Origin of the sequence: Arthrobacter pascens, from assembly GCF_017052465.1 — a bacterium.
Taxonomy (GTDB): Bacteria; Actinomycetota; Actinomycetes; order Actinomycetales; family Micrococcaceae; genus Arthrobacter; species Arthrobacter pascens.
The window spans coordinates 294,286-311,821 of sequence record NZ_JAFHKT010000151.1; the positions used below are offsets into that span (position 1 = coordinate 294,286).

The following is a 17,536-nucleotide window of genomic DNA, read 5'->3' on the forward strand; positions in this document are numbered from 1 at the left end:
ATGCTCTCAGCATGTCGGGGACCGGCCTTGCATGGTTTCGGCAACCTGGAGGCGTGTTTTCTAGGCACCTGGAGGAAAAATTCTGACCGGACGTTGGGGAGCTTGCGAGCGAGGGTCGGAAATAGCTGCGGCGCGGCTGGCACGGCAAGAGTCCGTCCATTATTCCATTGTTGTATCATTGCACTAAGAGCTTCTTCACCTTGCCTTATCGCGGGGAGGCTGACATTTTTGTTCTGATCGCATCGCCAAGCCCGTCTGATGACGGTCGACAGGGGGGGCAGTGGCCACCAGCACCTCAGACATGTTCCTCCCCGTCAACGTTGACCGCGCTTCGCAGGTCATCGTCGACCAGATCAAAGTTCTCATTCGTGCGGGTAAGTTACAGCCGGGCGATCGGCTGCCCAGCGAACGCGAGTTGTGCCAGCGGTTTAATGTCAGTCGTGTGACTGTCCGCGAGGCGCTAAGGGTGCTTGAGACTAACGGACTGCTCACCATCCGCGTCGGCTCTCATGGTGGCGCCTTCCTCACCAGCCCTACGGCCGAGCGACTCGGCGTGGGTCTGGCTGACCTCATTTCGCTCGCGCCTGTCACGGCACACAACGTCACCGAAGCGCGCTTCATCGTCGAGCTTGGCACCCTGCCCCTGGCGGTTGAGCGAGCCACGGAGGAGGACATCGCGGCTCTTTTCGCGATGGTCGAAGAGGCCGAGCATGCCATTAAGGCGGGTCAGTACAACGTGGAGCTCTCCGCCGCATTCCACACCCGGATCGCACAGTGCACCCACAACCCAGCGATCGAGATGCTGATGCAGAGCTTCAACGGTCCCATGCGGATGTCACTCGAGGAATCGCACATTTCCGCGCCCATGGGCCAGCAGGGCGTTGCAGAGCACCGCAGGCTTGCCGAGGCCATCGAAGCACGCGACATCGAAGCCGCACGGACGGTCATGACTGAGCACCTCGGCCGGACTGCCGAGCGCGTTCGCACCCACACCCCCTAGGCGGGGCCGGGCAAAGAACCGCCTTAGAAACTCAACGGGCGAGCCCGGGACTCACCGCGCCGGATCTGGCCAAGGTGAAGGTCCCGGCGACCTTTGGTTACCCAAGGAGATGTCCGATCGTGGCCCTCGTGGGCGAGTCTGGCGACACGTCACCGCATCCCCGCTATCTTCCACCGGACGCACGTCCTGCCCCGCTGAGGAATGCGCTTGGAGGGGCGGTCGGCTCGCGGCGCCGACAGCTAACCGAATGAATCCGGTGCAGCCGAAAGTCGCAAAGCAAGGGTTTCGTGAGTTGGATCCATAGAACTTCGCAGTCCTGCACCTCAAACAAGCGCCTCGCTCCGCTTCTTGTTGAATCCAGAGCCGCGGCCTCTCTGAGTTCAAAAAATGTCTCACTTCAACTCTCGCCAAAAGGGCTCGGTGGCATTACGGTATAATGGACTAACCAAAGGAGGTTCACATGACCATCCCCGCTCCCGGAACCCTCATCGTCGGTGCCAGCCAGGCCGGCCTGCAGATTGCAACATCGCTGCGCGAATTCGGTGACACCGAGCCCATCATCCTGGTCGGCAACGAAGACGTCGCCCCGTACCAGCGCCCCCCGCTGTCCAAGGCCTACCTCGCTGGCAAAGCATCGGTCGAGTCTCTCGGCTTCCGCTCAATGGACTGGTACGCCGAGAAGCAGATCGAGCTGCGACTCTCCACCCACATCGAGAACGTCCAGCTTGACGCTCCGGGCTCAGGCAGCGGCGTCGCTATCACCAGCACAGGAGAGAAGCTCCCCTTCGCGCGCCTCGCACTCGCCGTGGGGGGCACGCCGCGCCGGCTCCCCATTGCCGGCGCCGAGCTCGACGGCGTGTGTGTGCTGCGCGATATTGCGCACGCTGAGGATCTGCGCACCCGCCTGGGAACGGCGGAGAACGTCGTCGTCATTGGCGGCGGGTTCATCGGGCTAGAGGCGGCTGCCGCCGCGACGACCGCTGGTAAGGACGTGACCGTGGTCGACGTCGCCGATCGCCTTCTCGGCCGAGCCGTGGCCCCGGAGGTCTCGGCGTTCTACCTGGCGGCGCACCAGCGCCGCGGCACCAAGGTGCTCCTGTCCACCGGCATCGACGCGATCGAGGGCAACGACCAGAACACCGTGACCGGTGTCCGCCTCGCCGACGGGACGGTGCTTCCGGCCGACATCGTACTCGTGGGCATCGGGCTCGTGGCACACACTGATCTCGCCGCCAAACTCGGTCTCGAGATCGATCGCGGAATCGTCGTGGATACGCTGGCTCGCACCAGCAACCCGAACATCGTGGCCGCGGGTGACTGCGCCACGCTCCCCCATCCGCTCACCGGTGAAGGCCGCCATCGCATCGAGTCGGTCCAGAACGCGATTGCTCAGGCGCAGATCGCCGCAGCGACGCTCGTGGGGCGCCCGCAGGGCGCGGCTGCCGTGCCCTGGTTCTGGTCGGACCAAGGGGACCTCAAGCTCCAGATTGCCGGCCTCTCCACCGGCTACGACGAAGTGGTGGTTCGTGGCGAGCCGGACACGGAGCAGTTCTCGGTGCTCTATTACGCTGCCGGACGCCTGATCGCGATCGACTCCATCAATGCCCCGCGCGACTACATGGCGGTCCGGAGGTTCCTCGGCACCGGCGGCACCATCCCCGCCGACCTCGCCGGAGACACGAACATTTCGCTCAAGGACCTCCTGGCAGCCCCGGCAGTCTGATCCAGCCAACAGTCTGTGCGGCACCCAGCAAACGACGGCGCCCCTCACCTCCTGGAGGTGAGGGGCGCCGGCATTATTGCCCGGATGCTCGGCTCAGGAAGCCGCGGGAACGCGTGCGGCCAGTCCCGGATAGACCTCAACGGCGTTCTCCAGGAGGATCCGGCGTTCATTCTCCTCAGACAGACCGGCACTCTGGACGTAGACCAGGGTGTTGTCCCACTCCACCCCGGTCTCCGGGTCCGCGCCACGCACGGCACCGAGCATCTCGGAAGCGAAGAGGATATTGCGGGACGGGACAACGCGGGTCAGCAGGTCTATGCCCGGCTGGTGGTACACCGCGGTGTCGAAGAAGACGTTCTTCAGCAGCTCGGAGGGGTCTTGCCAGCCGTTACGCATGGACAGGCCACGGTAACGGCCCCAGTGGTACGGGATCGCGCCGCCGCCGTGCGGGATCACGAAACGCAGTCCCGGGAAGCGCTGGAAGAGGTCCGACTGCAGCAGCTGCATGAACACGCTTGTGTCCGCATTCAAATAGTGCGCACCGAGTGTATGGAAGTTCGGATTGCACGCCGTGGACACGTGGATCATGACGGGGATGTCGAGTTCCTGGATAACCTCGTAGAGGTCAAACCAGGACGCGTCCGTCAGTGGCTTTCCCGCCCAGGTCCCTGAGGGATCCGGGTTAAGGTTCGCGCCCACGAAGCCAAGCTCGGTGACCGTGCGTCGCAGCTCGGCAATGACACCCGCGTGGTTGCCCTCCGGTGTCTGTGGCAGCTGGGCCACCGGCGCGAAGTGCTCCGGGTATAGCTCGCTCACACGATGCACCAGGTCGTTCGAGGCCTGCGCCCACGCGTTCGCGATGCTGGCGTCCGGGACGTGGTGTTCCATGCCCGAAGCCCGCGGGGAGAAGACCATGAGGTCCCCGCCGCGCTCCCGCAGCACGCGAAGCTGGTTCGGCTCCACGCTTTCGCGAAGCTCGTCGTCGCTGATCGCCGCGAGCGTGGCGTTCCCACTGGTGAGCTGGGCCTTGCGGAAGGCGAAGAGCTGCGCAGGCTCCGTGGTGTAGTGGCCGTGGATGTCGATGATCACTTCCTGGCCTCCTGAGTCCAGTCCTCGTAAGAGACGTAACGGATGCCAGCCTTTTCAATCAGCGGACGCATGTTGTTGACGTCCAAGGCAACCTCGCCCGCCTGGTACCGCGCACGCGCCTTCGCTTCCTTCTCCTCGCGCGCCTTCGAGGCGGCGAGTACCTCGGCTGCCTTGAGGCGAGGCACGACGACGACGCCGTCGTCGTCGGCGATCACCACGTCACCAGGGTTAACAATTCGGCCGGCGATCGAGATGGGGACGTTAACGTCGCCAAGGGTTCCCTTGCCCGTTCCCTCGGCCGAGACAGTCTTGGACCACACCGGGAAGCCCATCTCCTGAAGATCGGCCACATCCCGCACCCCTGCTTCGATGACGAGTCCGCGCACGCCGCGTGCTCTGAGCGAGGTGGCAAGGAGGTCGCCGAAGTAGCCCATATCGCACGGCGCGGTGGGCGCGACAACCAGCACATCGCCGTCGGCGCACTGCTCCACCGCAACGGCGATGGTGGTGTTGTCGCCCGGGGCGACCGTGACGGTGACGGCGTTGCCGGCGATCCGGGCTCCCGTCTGGACAGGGTTGATGTGTGAACCGAGCAGGCCCTCGCGACCCTGGGCCTCATGAACAGTGGCGACGCCGTAGCCAGCGAAGGCGTCCACGATGTCCTGTTCGGCGCGCGGCGGGTTAGTCACGACAAGGCCGGCCATCAGCGCACCGCTCCGCCGGGCTGTCCGATCAGTTCGGGCATCATCGAGACGTGGATGGCATCCTCATCGGTTTCGCCGGCGAGCACGCGTATGGCGTGGTCGACCTGGTCGATGCCGTAGCGGTGCGTGGCGAGCTTCTCCAACGGGTAGCGGTGGGAGGCAAGCTGAGCCACCGCAAGTTCGCAAGCGTTGAAGGAGTGGCCGCGGGCCGATTTGATGGTGATTGCCTTCTCGGTGACCTGCTTGACCGGGAAATCCGGGAATGCCGCCAGCTCGCCCTGAATGAGCAGGGTGCCCTCGCGGCGCTTGAGGACGTCGACGCCGAGCAGCACCGGAGCAGTACCGGCTCGGGAGGTGCAGTCGAGCACGTAGTCCACGCCCCGGCCGTTGGTCAGATCCATGATCTTCTCGCGCGGGTCCTCGGTGAGAACGTCGATTACCTCATCGGCGCCCAGTTCCTTGGCCAGCTCGAAGCGGGCTTTGTCACGCGTGGTGCCGGAGACGATCACCCTAGCAGCACCGGCGGTTCTTGCGGCAACAAGCTGGGCAAGGCCCTGCTGGCCGGGACCCTGAATTAGCACTGTGTCGTTGTAGCCGACGCCGGCGGTCAGGAGCGCCCATTCGATGCCGTTGGATAGCGGCATGACCAAACCGGCCTCTTCCGCGGTGACGGTTTCCGGGATCTTGTGGAGCACCGCGTTCCACGGCAGATACATGTATTCCGAGAATCCGCCCCAGAGAGTTCCGGGGAAGTCAGCGGAGGTGTATCCGAAACGGCGCGCGTCCGGGTTGGTACGCCAGTCGGTGGCCTCACAGTGGCGATATTCACCGATGCGGCACCACTCGCAACTGAAGCAGGCAACATAATGCTCCACGAAGACGCGGTCGCCTTCTTCGAGTCCTTGGCGCTTCTTAAACTTTTCGCCGGCCTCCACGATGACGCCGACGTTTTCATGGCCCATAATCACCGGGCCCTGCGTGGCCGCGGTCCTGGGCGGTTTGGAATAAAGCTTCACGTCCGTGCCGCAAATTCCTGCGACCTCGATCCTCAACAGGGCCGACTCATCGTCGATATTCGGTCGGTCAAATTCCCGCATTTCGGTGGTTCCAGGAGCAACCCGGACCGCCGCAAGCACCTTCTCAGACATCTACTGGCTCCCTCGAGCATGGCCTACAGGCCTTGGCAAAATGGTTAGTCCAATCTAACATGCAAGTGTTGGCCATCACTAAACCTCATCGGAGGCAATATGCCCGTCCCGCTTTCCGCCCTCAGCCGATCCCAAGGGAATAACAGCCGTGTCAAGGACGGTACGGTCGTCCCTGAAGGCTTCTCGCTCGACTTCGAGGAGGTGCCCGTCCTTGTTCAGGGATTCCGTCGCATGGTCCGCGGGCTTGCCTTCGACGTCAGCGAAATGGCGCTCACCACATACCTCACCGCCAGAGAACACGGCGTAAAGTTCACGGCCCTGCCGATCTTCCTGGTCCGCGGTTTCCACCACAACGCGATCGTGGTCCGCCGAGACTCGTGTATCACTGATCCCGGGCAGCTTGCGGGTAAGCGGGTCGGTGTGAACCGCGGATACACCGTGACCACCGGCGTCTGGGCCCGCTCAATTATGGCCAACCAGTATGGCCTTGACCTCGACTCCGTCACTTGGGTCCTCTCCGGCGACGAGCACGTCAAGGCGTACACGCCGCCATCAAACGTCATTTCCGCTCCGCCTGGCAAGACGCTTGAACAGATGCTGCTCGACGGCGAGCTGGAGGCCGCGATCGGCGTCAAGAGCGATTCCCCCGACATTGTCCCGCTCATCCCGAACGCGAACGACGTCGCCCTCACAGCCTTGCGCGCAACGGGCCTCTACCCGATCAACCACCTCGTGGTCATCAAGGACGAGGTCCTGGGGGCACGCCCGGACGCAGCCGTTGCCGTGTTCGAGGCGTTCGCCGAGTCCAAGCGCCAGTATGTCGCCGATCTGAAGGCCGGTGCGATCGCTAAGCCCGATTCCGCTGACCGCCTCCACCTTGAGGTCCTCGAGGCGACAGGCTGGGATGATCCGCTCCCTTACGGCATCGAGCCGAACTGTGCCGCGCTCGAGGACCTCATTGAACAGGCAAGCAAGCAGCGCATCTTGACCAAGACCGTGAAGCTGGAGGAGCTATTCGCGGAGTCCGTTCGAGGGCTCGTCGGCTAAGCAAGAGACTGCTCGTAATGCGTATCGCCGTCGCCGCCAACCACAACGTATCGAGCTCAAAGCTCGGCTGCTGCTGCGGCTCCGCGAGCGTGCCCACGCGACGTTCGACGCCGGGGCTTACGAGCCCGGCGTCGTCGTCGATCATCCGCCGTTATGCGCGGCGGTTAGCCGCCGTGTCGCCCTCTAAGAAGCGGAGTTGGCGGTGATCAGCGAAGTCGAAATCACGGAACTAGAATCTGCGCCTGGATAGTGACCGGGACCGCGGTGCCCAGCTCTTTGCAGCCCGTTTGATCCAGGGACATCCCCGTGCAGACGTGCATCAGGGCCCGCAGCGCATTGCCATGCCCCACCACCACCACGGTTCGGTCCGCGGCGAGTTCCGGGGCCAGGACATTGTGCCAGTACGGCATCATGCGTTCTACGACATCCGCCAGGCTCTCCCCGGAAACGGCCGCCGCTTCAGGAAGCGCGGCATAGCGCGGATCGGAGCGCTGGGCGGCAAGTGCGGCGTGGTCTGCCTGGGGCGGTCGGCCGTCGGCGCCACGGCGCCACCACTGAACTTTTCCGGCGCCGAACCGCGCCCGGGCTTCGTCCTTGACCAGGCCCTGAAGCGCGCCATAATGCCGCTCATTCAGCCGCCAGTGTGCGCTCGGTGTCAGCTCCCAGCCGGCTTCCTCGATCAGCAGGCGGGCCGTTTCCACAGCCCGCCTGAGAACGGAGGTGTGTACCGCGTCGGGACACAGCCCCGCAAGGCTCCCGGCGGCGTCGCGCGCCTCGGCGCGGCCGCGCTCGGTGAGGGGAACGTCGAGCCAACCGGCGAATACATCCTCGGCATTCGCGACGCTTTCACCGTGGCGCAGCAGCACCAGGCCGGGCATCAGTACTGCTCGAGGAAGGCCCGGATCCGTGCGGGGGCAGTTTTCGGAGTCTGTTCGGCAACCGGAATGTCCCAGTAATCGTGAAGCGGGAGGCATTCTTCGAGGTAGCGCGCGGCGGATGGCGCGTGCGAGCTGTCTTGGCCGGGCACAATCAACCCAGGCACCTGGAGGGTCATGAGATCCTCGGCCTCGACACCCGGCACCGTATCCCTGTCAAAGAGACCGCGCACGGTTCCGTCCACGATGAGCTCGTACTTCTTCACGTCCAGGGCTGCGTAAGCCGCGGCGAACTCATCGTTGCTGCGCAGCGGCGCCGCCCAAGGCCCGACGCGCGGGTCCTTGCTGAACCCGGCGGTGCTCGAACGGGCGAGCTCGACGACGGCCTGCATGCCGTGCTCCATCGCGAAGGCGAGGTGCTGGGTGAAGCGGCGGTGCTGTCCCATGCGGTATTGCGGCCCTCCGGCGGGCGAGAACAGCACCATGCTGCGTACGCGTTCCGGGTGCCGCACGGCGAGTGCGGCCGCCGTCGAACACCCAACGCAGCCGCCCATGGTGTGGACGGTATCGTAGCCGAGGTGATCGATGAGCCCCAGCGCCTGGGTGACATAACGGTCCCAGGTGAGGCGCTCCACGCGGCCGCCCGACTGTCCGGACTCGCGACGGTCAAAGACCACGCAGGTGTAACTGTCCTTGAGTGCATCAACGAAGCCGAGGTCGCGGTAGCGGCCGAAAGTTGTCCAGTTTTCCAGGGTGGAGTCGAATCCGCCCGGGCTGAACATCAGCAGCGGCGGGCCGTCACCCACCGCTTCGTAGCGGGTGGGGATTCCATCAATTTCGACAACGGGCATGACTACCTCCTGTTAGCCTTGGCCGCGCAGATGCTGCGCCGCGCGAATATCGGCGATGCACTCGGTGAGGGCGTCATAGGCGACTCGCCCAACATTGGCATAGGTGGTGGGTTCCTTGTCTATCCACTTGGCGTTGTAACCGATGGCGGCGGTGGACATCCGGATCCGGCCGTCAAGCCAGGGACCGCCGCCGAAACCGCCGAGCACCGGGATGGACACGGCGTCCACCACGGCTGGCCCCACCACGGGACCCGAGTTCGTGAAGTTGAGCGCGACGGCGCCCGCAGATTCGAGCCGCTTGGCCTCAGTGACGAACTGCTCCACCATCTCGTCCGGGACCAGGGCGCCTTCGGCTTGCGAATACGCGACGCCGTACTTGAGTGCCGTCTGTGGTGTGATACCGAACTGCGCAAAGACGGGCACGCCGGCACGTGTGACGGCCTCGACCGCCTCGGGGAAGTCGGCGGCGCCGTCGAGCTTGACGAGATCGACGCCGGCCTCTTTCGCAAGGCGGATGGCTGCACTGACAGCCTCTTTAGCACCCTCCTGAAGGGGGCCGAAGGGGAAGTCGCAGCTCAGGAGCGCGTTGTCGACGCCACGGCGCACCGCTTTGGCGGCCACGAGGATCTCCTCCATGGTGATCTCCAGCGGATGCGACTGGCCCCAAAGGTTGACGCCCACGGAGTCGCCCACGGAGATGACGTCCGCGCCAGCGCGGTCGGCGATGCGTGCCATCTGGTAGTCCCATGCGACGATGCAGGCACTCTTTTGACCGGCCGCCTTCATGGCTTGGAGCTGGGGAATGGTCATGGTGCTCATGCGCGGGTGGCCCTCAGCAGTTCAATCAGATCGTTTTCTTCCGCCGGGACCAGCAGAATCCTGGCGTGGGGACGGAGGTGGAAGAGGGCGTCACTGGTGAGCGCACCCGGGGTGACGACCAGACCTGCCGTCATGATGCCGCGTTCACGGGCGAGGTCACCGATGGCGGCGACCGCCGTCGCGTTCTCGCCGGAAGTGGCCACCATGACCACCGTGTTGGTGTCGGTCATGACCTCATCCAGGGGCAGGTCCGATCCGCCTACCTCAGCCAGCACCTCGCCCGGGTCGGTTATGGAGAAGAAACGAGCCTGACCCCAGTCAAGCAACGCCGCAGAGCGAATGATCCGCTCCGCTTCGTCGTCCAGGGCGACGACGCGGGTGTTCCGCGCGGCCGACAGAGGGTAGTCGATCCGGTAGGCCGCTTCCTTGGCGGTCGCAGCCTCAGCGCACGAGCTCGGGCCAGCCGGCACCGAGCGCGGACCACCCGCGTGGTCGTGATCGTGGTTAGACATGGCTCAGACCGAGGTGTGCGGCTTGGCGGGTTCGGCGACCATGGCTTCGCCGATGCCCTCGACGAAGGACTGATCGGCCGGGAGCACGATCGCGACCGAGCGAACCTTCTGGTCCTTAGCGCGGTTGCCGGTAGGCTCGACGCCGTCCTGCAGCGCCTTGACGGCCTTGTAGAGCTTCTGGCGGGCCTTGATGATGCCGGCGTCGGTGGCGACGAGGCGTTCCTTGGTCCGGTCCACGAGCGGGCCCATTGACTCCTGCAGCGAGGAGTCTTGAAGCGCGATTCCCTCAATGCCCGAGTAGTTTTCGCCGCGCTTCTGTGACTCACGGTCCATCAAATAGTCGTTGTCCTTGTTCGCCAGTGGGCGGTAGGACGCGTCGTTCGCGCTGTGGACACCCTTGCCGGCACGCATCGCAGCGACCTCGGCGTCCGTGAGCTGGCGGGTGGGGTGGTAGTCGAAGCTGTATGCCCAACAGTTGTCGTCGTCGATCGGCACCCAGAAGTGACCGTGGACGGGGTGGTCACCACGCGGCGGAACCATGGTGAAGTTCGGCAGTACCCACGGTGTCACGCGCCAGTAGTACTTACCTTCTTCAGCGTTGCGGCGGGCCCCGATCAGCAGGCCGCCTTCGGAATCGACCACCTCGAAGAAGGGCTTGAGATCGCCCTTGTTGTACTCGTTGCCCTTGGAGCCCTTGAAGAGCGGGTCGCTTTCCAAGTTGCCACCGTGCAGGAAGGTGACATGGCTCGAGTCGATGCCGCCCTCGAGCGCCTGGAGCCAGTTGCACTCCTGCAGGCGCTTGGAGGTGAAGACCTGGCCGTCCGGAACCGTGTAGGCCTCCCACTCAGGCAGCGGCGGCTGAGCGGCAGGGTCGCCAAGGTAAGCGAAGAGCACGTCGCCTCGCTTGACCATCGGGTAGGACTTCAGCTTGACGTTGGCGCAGAAGTTGCTCGCCGCCGGCTCGCTCGGGACCTCGACGGCCTGACCGGTGACATCGTACTTCCAGCCATGGTAGGGGCAACGCAGGCCGCCTTCTTCGTTACGGCCGAACCACAGCGAAACACCGCGGTGGGCGCAGAACTCGTCCATCAGGCCGTAGCGGCCCTCAGAGTCGCGGAAAGCAATGAGACGCTCGGAAAGCACCTTCACGCGTACCGGCGGGCAGTCGTTCTCGGGGAGTTCCTCGGCGAGCAGCACCGGCTGCCAGTAGCGGCGGAATAGGTCACCCATGGGGGTTCCCGGACCCGCCTGAGCCAACAATTCATTGATGTCCGTACGCAACATGCGAAGGATCCTTTCGTCCTGACTGGAGTTGAGAGTTACTCACTGTTGTCCGGGCACGACATGTACCTACGCCCGGATGGTGAGATTTAGGGCTGAGTGGGGGGCAGGTCGACGACCAAACCGTCGAGCTTCTCTTCAAGCACAATCTGGCATCCGAGGCGGCTGCGATCGCGCGGCTCCGAGACGCCCATGTCGATCAGGTCCGCCTCTATGTCACCCGGGGCGCCGACGGTGTCCCAGAATTCTTCGCGTACCCATATGTGGCAAGTAGCGCAGGAGTTGTTCCCACCGCACTCGCCGATGATGCCGGACACTCCATTACGGAGAGCGACCGACATGACCGAATCGCCGGTCTCGGCGTCAACAACACTGGTTTCGCCTGCGGCACTGACATACGAAATCTTAACCATCTCGACCTCCTACTAATGGTCTAACCATTATGCCCTTGTAGGAGCGGAGGTGTCAACGGTTTCTGGCAAGCGGAGTTGCGGAGCGTCAAAATTTTCTCGTGATGACGAGGGGGCGGTGGCCCGTCTTCGTTCAATTCCAGCGAATTTCCACACGCCAAGGTGCGCGAGCCAAGCCGTCAAGAAGGGCCCGACAAGCAAATAAAAAGCCCACGCCGTCCAATCGATGCTCGGGATCACCGCAAGCGGGGCAGCCTGTTTCCCGACACTGGAGGCAGGCAATTCTGGCCGCGGCATTCACGAGGTTGCGACGGTCGTGCCAAAGCGCACGTGTCGTAACGCTAGCTCGTGACAGACCTCAGGCAACTCGATTCGACCGGACTCACCCTGTGATCAACCCCGCCAGCACGCCCAGGGCCAGCTCGCTGTCACGCAGTTATACGCCGTCTCGAAGGCTCGGGGTGCATTGTCCGCGAAGACACCACATGGATAAAAAGGAGCTTGAGAAGCTCTTGCTCTCCCTCGCCTGACCTGCAGGGAACCACGACGCCATACCGGGGGAGTGGCCCCGAACTGCCCTCCGCACGGTCCCCAGCTAGCTGTATTGACCACGGACGTTAGTGACGCTCGGCGTGGTTTGGTGACATGAAGAAGACCTCCGGGTGGAGTGGGGCTTGTCTAGAGTCCAATTCCACGCACGGAGGTCTTCATGTCCCACCCTAACGCTCTTCTGACCCCGCGTGGCCGGTTGCAGCTCGCGCAATGTGTCGTTGACCAGTGCTGGAGTCTGCGCCGGGCCGCGGAACGGTTCCAGGTCTCGGTCCCGACCGCTGCGCGCTGGGCCGAGCGCTACCGCGAGCATGGCGCGGAGGCGATGACGGACCGCTCCAGCCGCCCGCACTCTTCGCCCCGGCGGACTGCAACGCGTATCGAGCGGCGGATCATCGGCCTGCGTGTGAACCGTCGGTGGGGTCCTGCCAGGATCGGTTATCTGCTGGGCATCCACCCCTCCACTGTGCACGGGGTGCTGTCCCGCTACCGGCTGGCGAAACTGACCTGGCTGGATCGTGCCACCGGAAGGGTGATCCGCCGCTACGAACACGCCAGGCCCGGGGACCTGGTCCACGTGGACATCAAGAAGCTCGGCCGGATCCCGGACGGCGGCGGACACCGGGTCCTGGGCCGGACCGCTGGGTGGAAGAACAAGGCAGGCACCACGGCCAACCGCGGGCCCGGCTACCACTATCTCCATAACGCTGTCGATGACCATTCGCGCCTTGCTTACACCGAGATCCTGGCGGACGAGGCAAAGGAAACCGCGGCAGCCTTCTGGCAGCGCGCCAACGCCTGGTTCCAAGCCCAAGGGATCACGGTCCAGCGGGTCCTGACCGATAACGGCAACTGCTACCGGTCCCGGGCCTTCGCCGAAGCCCTGGGCCCGGACATCAAGCACAAACGCACCCGCCCCTACCGCCCACAAACCAACGGCAAGGTCGAACGATTCAACCGCACGATGCTGGAGGAGGGCGTACATCCGGCCCTACCGCTCAGAGTCCGAGCGCGTCGCCGCTTTCTCCGACTGGCTCCATGCTTACAATCACCACCGAGCCCACACTGCACTCAAAGGCCAGACACCTGCCAGCCGCGTCATCAACCTCTCAGGTCAATACAGCTAGCTGAACCACGACCCTATACATCCACTGGTGTAACACCGAAAGAATCCCCACAATGCTCGAGGGCCTGAGCCCGGTAGAATACCGTGCTCAGGCCCTCGCAGCCGAGGCTCTTACTTAGCCGGTCCAATTTTCGGGGACCAGTTCACGTCTGTCAGGAGCGTCTCATGCTCTCCGGAATCTTGCCCGGCTTCGGCTGATGCTGCTCCTGTGAAATGCTCCGTAGTCGTTGGATCATCTTCGCTGATGTAACCTGCCGGCGGTTTGCGGTTTATCCGCAGCTGGAAGACGTCATTGCGGTTGTAATGCCCCGCGAAATCCTGCGCGATCTTCTGACGAGCCCATTGGTCGAAGTCTAGGTCAGCGTAGATAATTCCCTCCGTTCTGCCGTCGAGCGGGCCTGCGAGGACCCTGGTGTCCGGGCCGATGATGGCCGATCCCCCCTGACCGGCGCCTGAGGCGATCTTCTGCGCTGATTCCGCGCTGATCCCCAGATCTTCGGCGTAACCGGGATGAACGATTCCACAAGCGCTGATGACGAAGGCCTTCGACATTAACGCGAAATTTTGAGCAGCGAGCAGCGAAGTCTGGGGCATCAATGACGTTCCGTTTGCAGCGGAACGAAAATGCGGCGGCCAGCTCATCCCGTGCAATCGGGTTCCCGCGGCGGTCAGGGCAAAGATTTCCAACGGATTGGAGTTCTCGCCGCAGACCAAGGCGCTCACAGGTCCGTATTCCGTTTCAAATGGGCCGAGAGTATCTCCCCACCCTCCCCAGTGCACGATACGTTCACCAGCCGTGGGCTGAAGTTTTTGATGCTTGCCCAGGTATTGGCCATCCGGTCCGAAGAAGAGCTGCGAGTTGAAGAGGGAGCCTTGCGCACCCGAGGCCCGCTCGCACACCCCCAGGACGACGTACGATCCCGCGTCCCTAGCCGCTTGACCAATCGCCTCAACCTCCGGGCCAGGTACTCGTACAGCGTTCTTGAACAATCTGAGATTCAGTTCGTTAGAGAGCGGGCTGCTCACTGGTTGGAAATGGAACCAGGTCGGGTGGCCCGGCAAGAAACCCTCAGGAAAGACGATAAAGTCTGCCCCTTTGGAGCCAGCCTCCCGGATGAGGTCACAGGCCTTGGCCGTGCTCCTCTCCAGGTCGAGGAATACCGAGGAGGCCTGAACGGCTGCACCCGATAGATCCGAAGAACTCAGCCATTTTTTTCCTTTCGTGAGTCCCTTGCCTGATTCTGACAGGAGAACTCGAATGGGCGGTGGTAGCAGGGGCACAGACTAGCCGCTCGAAGTGCTTGAGGCGCGGCTGAGTTGTCACAGCTCTTGCCAGTATTTGTAAATGCTCTGAACGTCTGCAATGGTCAAAGAAGCAGCCGACTTAATGGTGAAATGAGTAGCTTCCAGAATCCCCTTCAACTGATCATCGGTAAGTTTTCCATCCCTGGAGCTCATCGGAATTTCCTCTTTGATGATCCTCGCGGCGAGCTTCGGATCCATTCCCCAATCCTCAACCATCATTTGTGTGGCCAAGCTCTCGTCGTCCATGATCCTGGCCGAAGCCTTGTAGTAGCACTCGGCGAACGCTTTGACCTCTTCCGGCCGCTCGTTGATCATCTTGTTGCTCGCGAACACCACGGTCATGGCGTTGGGACCCACGACATCGCGCACGTTCTCCAGGACCTTGGCGCGGCCAGCCATCTCGAGACCGAAGGCCGCGTGTCCGCCCCAGAGGAACGCATCCACCGTTCCACTTTTTAGTCCTGCCTCGATGCCGTCGAGGCTGCCCATGGTCACCTTCTTGAACTCGTCATCACTCCACCCCGCTCGCTGAGCCAACTTCTGGGTGGCGTAGTCGCCTGCCGAGCCAAAGCTGCTGATCGCAAAGGTCTTGCCTTTCAGATCTGCAAAAGATGTGGCAGAGCTGTCAGGCCTGACTACCAGGTATTCATCAAAGGCAGACATTGAAGCGCCGATGATCGACGCGTCCAAACCCTGCGAAACGGCACCGATGACTCGATTGGGGGAGGCGATCCCGATATCGGCGCTACCAGCAGCGACGGCCTCGGCTACTTTCTCACCGGCGGACACGCTGACTTTCATTTCCGGATCGCAAGTAGACCAGATATTGAGGTATTCCCCGGCCTCCGCGCCCAGCTCAGTGGGGTCGTGCTTGTTCGATTGAATGACGCGGATTTCCCGCGAGCCTTTGTCGTTGGCACCCGCAGAACCGCCGCAGCCACTGACGAGCAGCACCAAGATAGCCCCCACGGCGCCTATCCGGATACTTTTCGTGGCGGCAGACCGGGCAACATTTCTGACAAGCATGTGACTCCTCTATCTCTGATTGTTTGGGAGCGAGTTCAAGTCTGGCGTTCGTAGGGCAGGTGGTGTCCGCTTGACGCGACGGTCTTCTGCCGTGGTGATCTACGCCACAACCCTGTCGCATCTTATGGCGCTCTCGATTGGTCTGTCAATTATAATGAACTAATGAACTGCTTGGATTGGCAAGCTCTTTTGCACGCGCATATTCGTGCCTTTACGCACTATGTGGCGGGGGTTGCCCGACACCTTCTTGGCGCGCAATCTGGATCGAGACTGTAAGAGGAGCGGTGGGAACGGCGTGGCCTGACCGAACGGCAGGAGGCGCGCGAGTGGGCGTGAGCCTGCTTGACCGTGGCGAGCTCCCGGACGGCCTCACAAAAACGTGCTGGAAGCGGAGAGCGCCTTGGCCACGAGAGGCCTGGGCCGGCCGAGAGCGGGAACGCCCGCAACGGGACCCGGTCCAAAACCGTATTCACGGAAGTCGGCCCGGTGGAGATCGTGGTCCCAGGGACCGGGAGGGCAGCTTCGAGCCGCAGATTGTCAAGACAATCCAGCGCCGCCTGGTTTCGGAGGAGATGGCCGTGAGTCAACAGACCCTTGTCCGCGTCTACCCGGTGGTTTTATTGACGCGATCAATGTCAAGGTCCTTGAGGGGCAGGTCCGCCGCAACAAACCCTTCTAGATCGTCCTTGGCGTCACCGTGAACGGCTAACGCGACATCCTCGGGATCTGGGCCGGAGGCCGCGGCGAGGGAGCGAAGTACTGGCTCGGGCGCTCACGGCGTTCAAGAACCGCGGCGGAGGACGTGTCCATCTCGGTCTGCGCCGGGCTCAAAGGCCAGCCCGACGCGAGCACTACGGTCTGGGAGCAGGCCACCGTCAAGACGTGCATGATGCACCTGATCCACGGTGACCCCAACTCCGGCCGCCGGCCTCCACCGGCAATATCAATGGCCCTCGAAAGGCATTAGCGGGCGGCTTCCAAAACTTCAAATACCTGACCACCGGTGTCGAAATGGACGGCTATCCGGCGTGATCCATAACCGCGAACCCGAAACGGGCTCTACGCGGGTAAGCCGCTGGCCGCTCGGATGGCCACCCGTCCAGGTGCTCGTCATAGCTATCTGTAATGCCACGCACGACAGGCCTCTATTCACAAGTCCGGAGGAATTAACTCGAATAGCCGGCATCACCCCGGCCGAATTCAACGCGCCGGGCGGGCTGCGCGGTCCAATACGGACGGGAATGATGCTAACAGGACGTAGACACTATAAATCTGTAGGCGGATTCTGGCTCTTGCCTAGCGGACGCCGCTTAGTCTTCCTCGCGATAACAAAAAAGGAACCAGACGAGGCCGCTTAAGCGGCAATAATGTCATTGACCTTCAAGACTTGTGCGTACTTGGCGTTCATCTCGAAGAGGCTGACATCATGGCTTAGCTTTGCGCGATCGAAGGACGCATCTTCCGCGACGACGACCGGCCACCCGAGAGAGTGTCCGTCCACTACCGTGGCACGTACGCAACCGGACGTCGTGCACCCCACGACGATAAGAGAGTCGACCTTTTGCTTAATTAGCAGACCTGTCAATGGCGTCCCGAAGAAGGCGCTGGCTCGCGCCTTAGGGATGACAGCTTCCCCGGGAAGGGGGGTGATCGCGTCCGGAATTTCGGACATCGCCGATCGGCTGGCCGGCCTGTCATCGACCACGTTTTTCAAGGCCCCACCGAGGATACCTGAATCTCCCACTGTGTAAATGACGGGAAAGGCCCGGTTTCGCGCCCACTCCAGGAGAGCCTGAACCCGCGGCAGTGCCAGCCATCCAGCCGGTCCGCAACTCAAAGGTCGATCGGCAAGCGAGGCTGCCAGCGAGAGGCCCTCTTCACCCAGGAAAGCGGTGACAACATCGATAACTAAAAGCGCCGGTCGCTGCCCCACTACGGGGGTGCGATCTCGGACGGCGTCGAAATTTTCGTAAGCTTCGTCCGACATAACGTCTCGCCAAGAATTCACGGTTATTCCTCGTTAGTTAGGTAGCTGCGTGTCGTCCGCGCCACTGCGGGCGCTAGAAACGAC

17 protein-coding genes and 1 pseudogene are annotated in these 17,536 nt (G+C 62.9%); 6 read left to right on the top strand and 12 right to left on the bottom strand.

The features are described from left to right. Window positions 1-301 precede the first annotated feature (301 nt). Together JYA52_RS19530 and JYA52_RS19535 are read left to right on the top strand one after the other, a co-directional pair. Window positions 302-1,000, top strand: a complete 699-nt coding sequence (locus JYA52_RS19530) for a FadR/GntR family transcriptional regulator (RefSeq protein WP_240460615.1) — start codon at window positions 302-304, stop codon at window positions 998-1,000. A 460-nt stretch (window positions 1,001-1,460) separates the two neighbouring features. After that, the gene (locus JYA52_RS19535; protein ID WP_205654952.1) at window positions 1,461-2,723 is read left to right on the top strand and encodes an NAD(P)/FAD-dependent oxidoreductase; all 1,263 of its coding nucleotides are present in this window, start codon (window positions 1,461-1,463) and stop codon (window positions 2,721-2,723) included. A gap of 93 nt (window positions 2,724-2,816) precedes the next feature. Here JYA52_RS19535 and JYA52_RS19540 read toward each other — a convergent pair whose 3' ends face one another. From JYA52_RS19540 to JYA52_RS19550, 3 genes are read right to left on the bottom strand one after another with little or no spacing between them, the layout of a single operon-like run. Beyond that, complete coding sequence (locus JYA52_RS19540; RefSeq protein WP_205654953.1) at window positions 2,817-3,812, bottom strand: amidohydrolase family protein; 996 nt, start codon at window positions 3,810-3,812, stop codon at window positions 2,817-2,819. After that, window positions 3,809-4,516 (bottom strand): 4-carboxy-4-hydroxy-2-oxoadipate aldolase/oxaloacetate decarboxylase, encoded by a 708-nt coding sequence (locus JYA52_RS19545; RefSeq protein ID WP_205654954.1) that lies wholly within the window; start codon window positions 4,514-4,516, stop codon window positions 3,809-3,811. Before JYA52_RS19545 ends, JYA52_RS19540 begins: the two co-directional genes overlap by 4 nt. Then, window positions 4,516-5,664: a zinc-dependent alcohol dehydrogenase gene (locus JYA52_RS19550; RefSeq protein WP_205654956.1), complete on the bottom strand. Its 1,149-nt coding sequence runs from the start codon at window positions 5,662-5,664 to the stop codon at window positions 4,516-4,518. Before JYA52_RS19550 ends, JYA52_RS19545 begins: the two co-directional genes overlap by 1 nt. A gap of 99 nt (window positions 5,665-5,763) precedes the next feature. On the opposite strand from JYA52_RS19550, the gene JYA52_RS19555 reads away from it, so the two are divergent. After that, on the top strand, window positions 5,764-6,711 hold the full coding sequence (locus tag JYA52_RS19555; RefSeq protein WP_205654958.1) for a substrate-binding domain-containing protein: 948 nt from the start codon (window positions 5,764-5,766) through the stop codon (window positions 6,709-6,711). Between the two features lie 221 nt (window positions 6,712-6,932). Here JYA52_RS19555 and JYA52_RS19560 read toward each other — a convergent pair whose 3' ends face one another. The 6 genes from JYA52_RS19560 to JYA52_RS19585 all read right to left on the bottom strand — a co-directional run bounded on the left by JYA52_RS19560 (window position 6,933) and on the right by JYA52_RS19585 (window position 11,462). Next, complete coding sequence (locus JYA52_RS19560) at window positions 6,933-7,589, bottom strand: 2,3-bisphosphoglycerate-dependent phosphoglycerate mutase (RefSeq protein WP_205654959.1); 657 nt, start codon at window positions 7,587-7,589, stop codon at window positions 6,933-6,935. Next, window positions 7,589-8,437: an alpha/beta hydrolase gene (locus JYA52_RS19565; protein ID WP_205654960.1), complete on the bottom strand. Its 849-nt coding sequence runs from the start codon at window positions 8,435-8,437 to the stop codon at window positions 7,589-7,591. Before JYA52_RS19565 ends, JYA52_RS19560 begins: the two co-directional genes overlap by 1 nt. Window positions 8,438-8,449: 12 nt before the next feature. Continuing rightward, the gene (locus JYA52_RS19570; protein WP_205654962.1) at window positions 8,450-9,256 is read right to left on the bottom strand and encodes a 3-methyl-2-oxobutanoate hydroxymethyltransferase; all 807 of its coding nucleotides are present in this window, start codon (window positions 9,254-9,256) and stop codon (window positions 8,450-8,452) included. After that, window positions 9,253-9,768 carry a hypothetical protein gene (locus JYA52_RS19575; RefSeq protein WP_205654963.1) on the bottom strand — a complete coding sequence of 172 codons (516 nt, stop codon included), beginning with the start codon at window positions 9,766-9,768 and terminating at the stop codon, window positions 9,253-9,255. The genes JYA52_RS19570 and JYA52_RS19575 overlap by 4 nt, the downstream gene beginning before the upstream one ends. A gap of 3 nt (window positions 9,769-9,771) precedes the next feature. Further along, window positions 9,772-10,998, bottom strand: a complete 1,227-nt coding sequence (locus JYA52_RS19580) for an aromatic ring-hydroxylating dioxygenase subunit alpha (protein ID WP_205654965.1) — start codon at window positions 10,996-10,998, stop codon at window positions 9,772-9,774. A 140-nt stretch (window positions 10,999-11,138) separates the two neighbouring features. After that, window positions 11,139-11,462 carry a 2Fe-2S iron-sulfur cluster-binding protein gene (locus JYA52_RS19585; protein ID WP_205654967.1) on the bottom strand — a complete coding sequence of 108 codons (324 nt, stop codon included), beginning with the start codon at window positions 11,460-11,462 and terminating at the stop codon, window positions 11,139-11,141. A 706-nt stretch (window positions 11,463-12,168) separates the two neighbouring features. On the opposite strand from JYA52_RS19585, the pseudogene JYA52_RS19590 reads away from it, so the two are divergent. After that, a pseudogene (locus JYA52_RS19590) lies at window positions 12,169-13,135 on the top strand (IS481 family transposase). A 43-nt stretch (window positions 13,136-13,178) separates the two neighbouring features. Beyond that, window positions 13,179-13,253 carry a hypothetical protein gene (locus JYA52_RS23120; RefSeq protein WP_486303304.1) on the top strand — a complete coding sequence of 25 codons (75 nt, stop codon included), beginning with the start codon at window positions 13,179-13,181 and terminating at the stop codon, window positions 13,251-13,253. Here the strand turns inward: JYA52_RS23120 and JYA52_RS19600 are convergent. Together JYA52_RS19600 and JYA52_RS19605 are read right to left on the bottom strand one after the other, a co-directional pair. Further along, a complete protein-coding gene (locus tag JYA52_RS19600; RefSeq protein WP_205654969.1) occupies window positions 13,246-14,415 on the bottom strand; it encodes a carbon-nitrogen hydrolase family protein in 1,170 nt (389 codons plus the stop codon). The two genes, JYA52_RS23120 and JYA52_RS19600, sit on opposite strands and share 8 nt — an antisense overlap. A gap of 39 nt (window positions 14,416-14,454) precedes the next feature. Then, entirely contained in the window at window positions 14,455-15,393 is a 939-nt protein-coding gene (locus JYA52_RS19605; protein ID WP_307869482.1) for an ABC transporter substrate-binding protein, read from the bottom strand. Window positions 15,394-16,189: 796 nt separating this feature from the next. Here JYA52_RS19605 and JYA52_RS23125 point away from each other — a divergent pair. Further along, a complete protein-coding gene (locus JYA52_RS23125) occupies window positions 16,190-16,432 on the top strand; it encodes a hypothetical protein (protein ID WP_372433958.1) in 243 nt (80 codons plus the stop codon). 387 nt (window positions 16,433-16,819) lie between these two features. Here the strand turns inward: JYA52_RS23125 and JYA52_RS19615 are convergent, their stop codons facing one another. Continuing rightward, entirely contained in the window at window positions 16,820-17,452 is a 633-nt protein-coding gene (locus JYA52_RS19615; protein ID WP_205654971.1) for an isochorismatase family protein, read from the bottom strand. Window positions 17,453-17,536: the final 84 nt, after the last annotated feature.

Excerpts from the sequence above, each read along its gene's own strand:
- JYA52_RS19560 (WP_205654959.1), bottom strand. The coding sequence starts at position 7,589 with ATGCCCGGCCTGGTGCTGCTGCGCCACGGTGAAAGCGTCGCGAATGCC.
- JYA52_RS19530 (WP_240460615.1), top strand. The coding sequence starts at position 302 with ATGTTCCTCCCCGTCAACGTTGACCGCGCTTCGCAGGTCATCGTCGAC.
- JYA52_RS19555 (WP_205654958.1), top strand. The coding sequence starts at position 5,764 with ATGCCCGTCCCGCTTTCCGCCCTCAGCCGATCCCAAGGGAATAACAGC.
- JYA52_RS19580 (WP_205654965.1), bottom strand. The coding sequence starts at position 10,998 with ATGGGTGACCTATTCCGCCGCTACTGGCAGCCGGTGCTGCTCGCCGAG.
- JYA52_RS19565 (WP_205654960.1), bottom strand. The coding sequence starts at position 8,437 with ATGCCCGTTGTCGAAATTGATGGAATCCCCACCCGCTACGAAGCGGTG.
- JYA52_RS19535 (WP_205654952.1), top strand. The coding sequence starts at position 1,461 with ATGACCATCCCCGCTCCCGGAACCCTCATCGTCGGTGCCAGCCAGGCC.
- JYA52_RS19570 (WP_205654962.1), bottom strand. The coding sequence starts at position 9,256 with ATGAGCACCATGACCATTCCCCAGCTCCAAGCCATGAAGGCGGCCGGT.
- JYA52_RS19575 (WP_205654963.1), bottom strand. The coding sequence starts at position 9,768 with ATGTCTAACCACGATCACGACCACGCGGGTGGTCCGCGCTCGGTGCCG.
- JYA52_RS19585 (WP_205654967.1), bottom strand. The coding sequence starts at position 11,462 with ATGGTTAAGATTTCGTATGTCAGTGCCGCAGGCGAAACCAGTGTTGTT.
- JYA52_RS19550 (WP_205654956.1), bottom strand. The coding sequence starts at position 5,664 with ATGTCTGAGAAGGTGCTTGCGGCGGTCCGGGTTGCTCCTGGAACCACC.
- JYA52_RS19615 (WP_205654971.1), bottom strand. The coding sequence starts at position 17,452 with ATGTCGGACGAAGCTTACGAAAATTTCGACGCCGTCCGAGATCGCACC.
- JYA52_RS19545 (WP_205654954.1), bottom strand. The coding sequence starts at position 4,516 with ATGGCCGGCCTTGTCGTGACTAACCCGCCGCGCGCCGAACAGGACATC.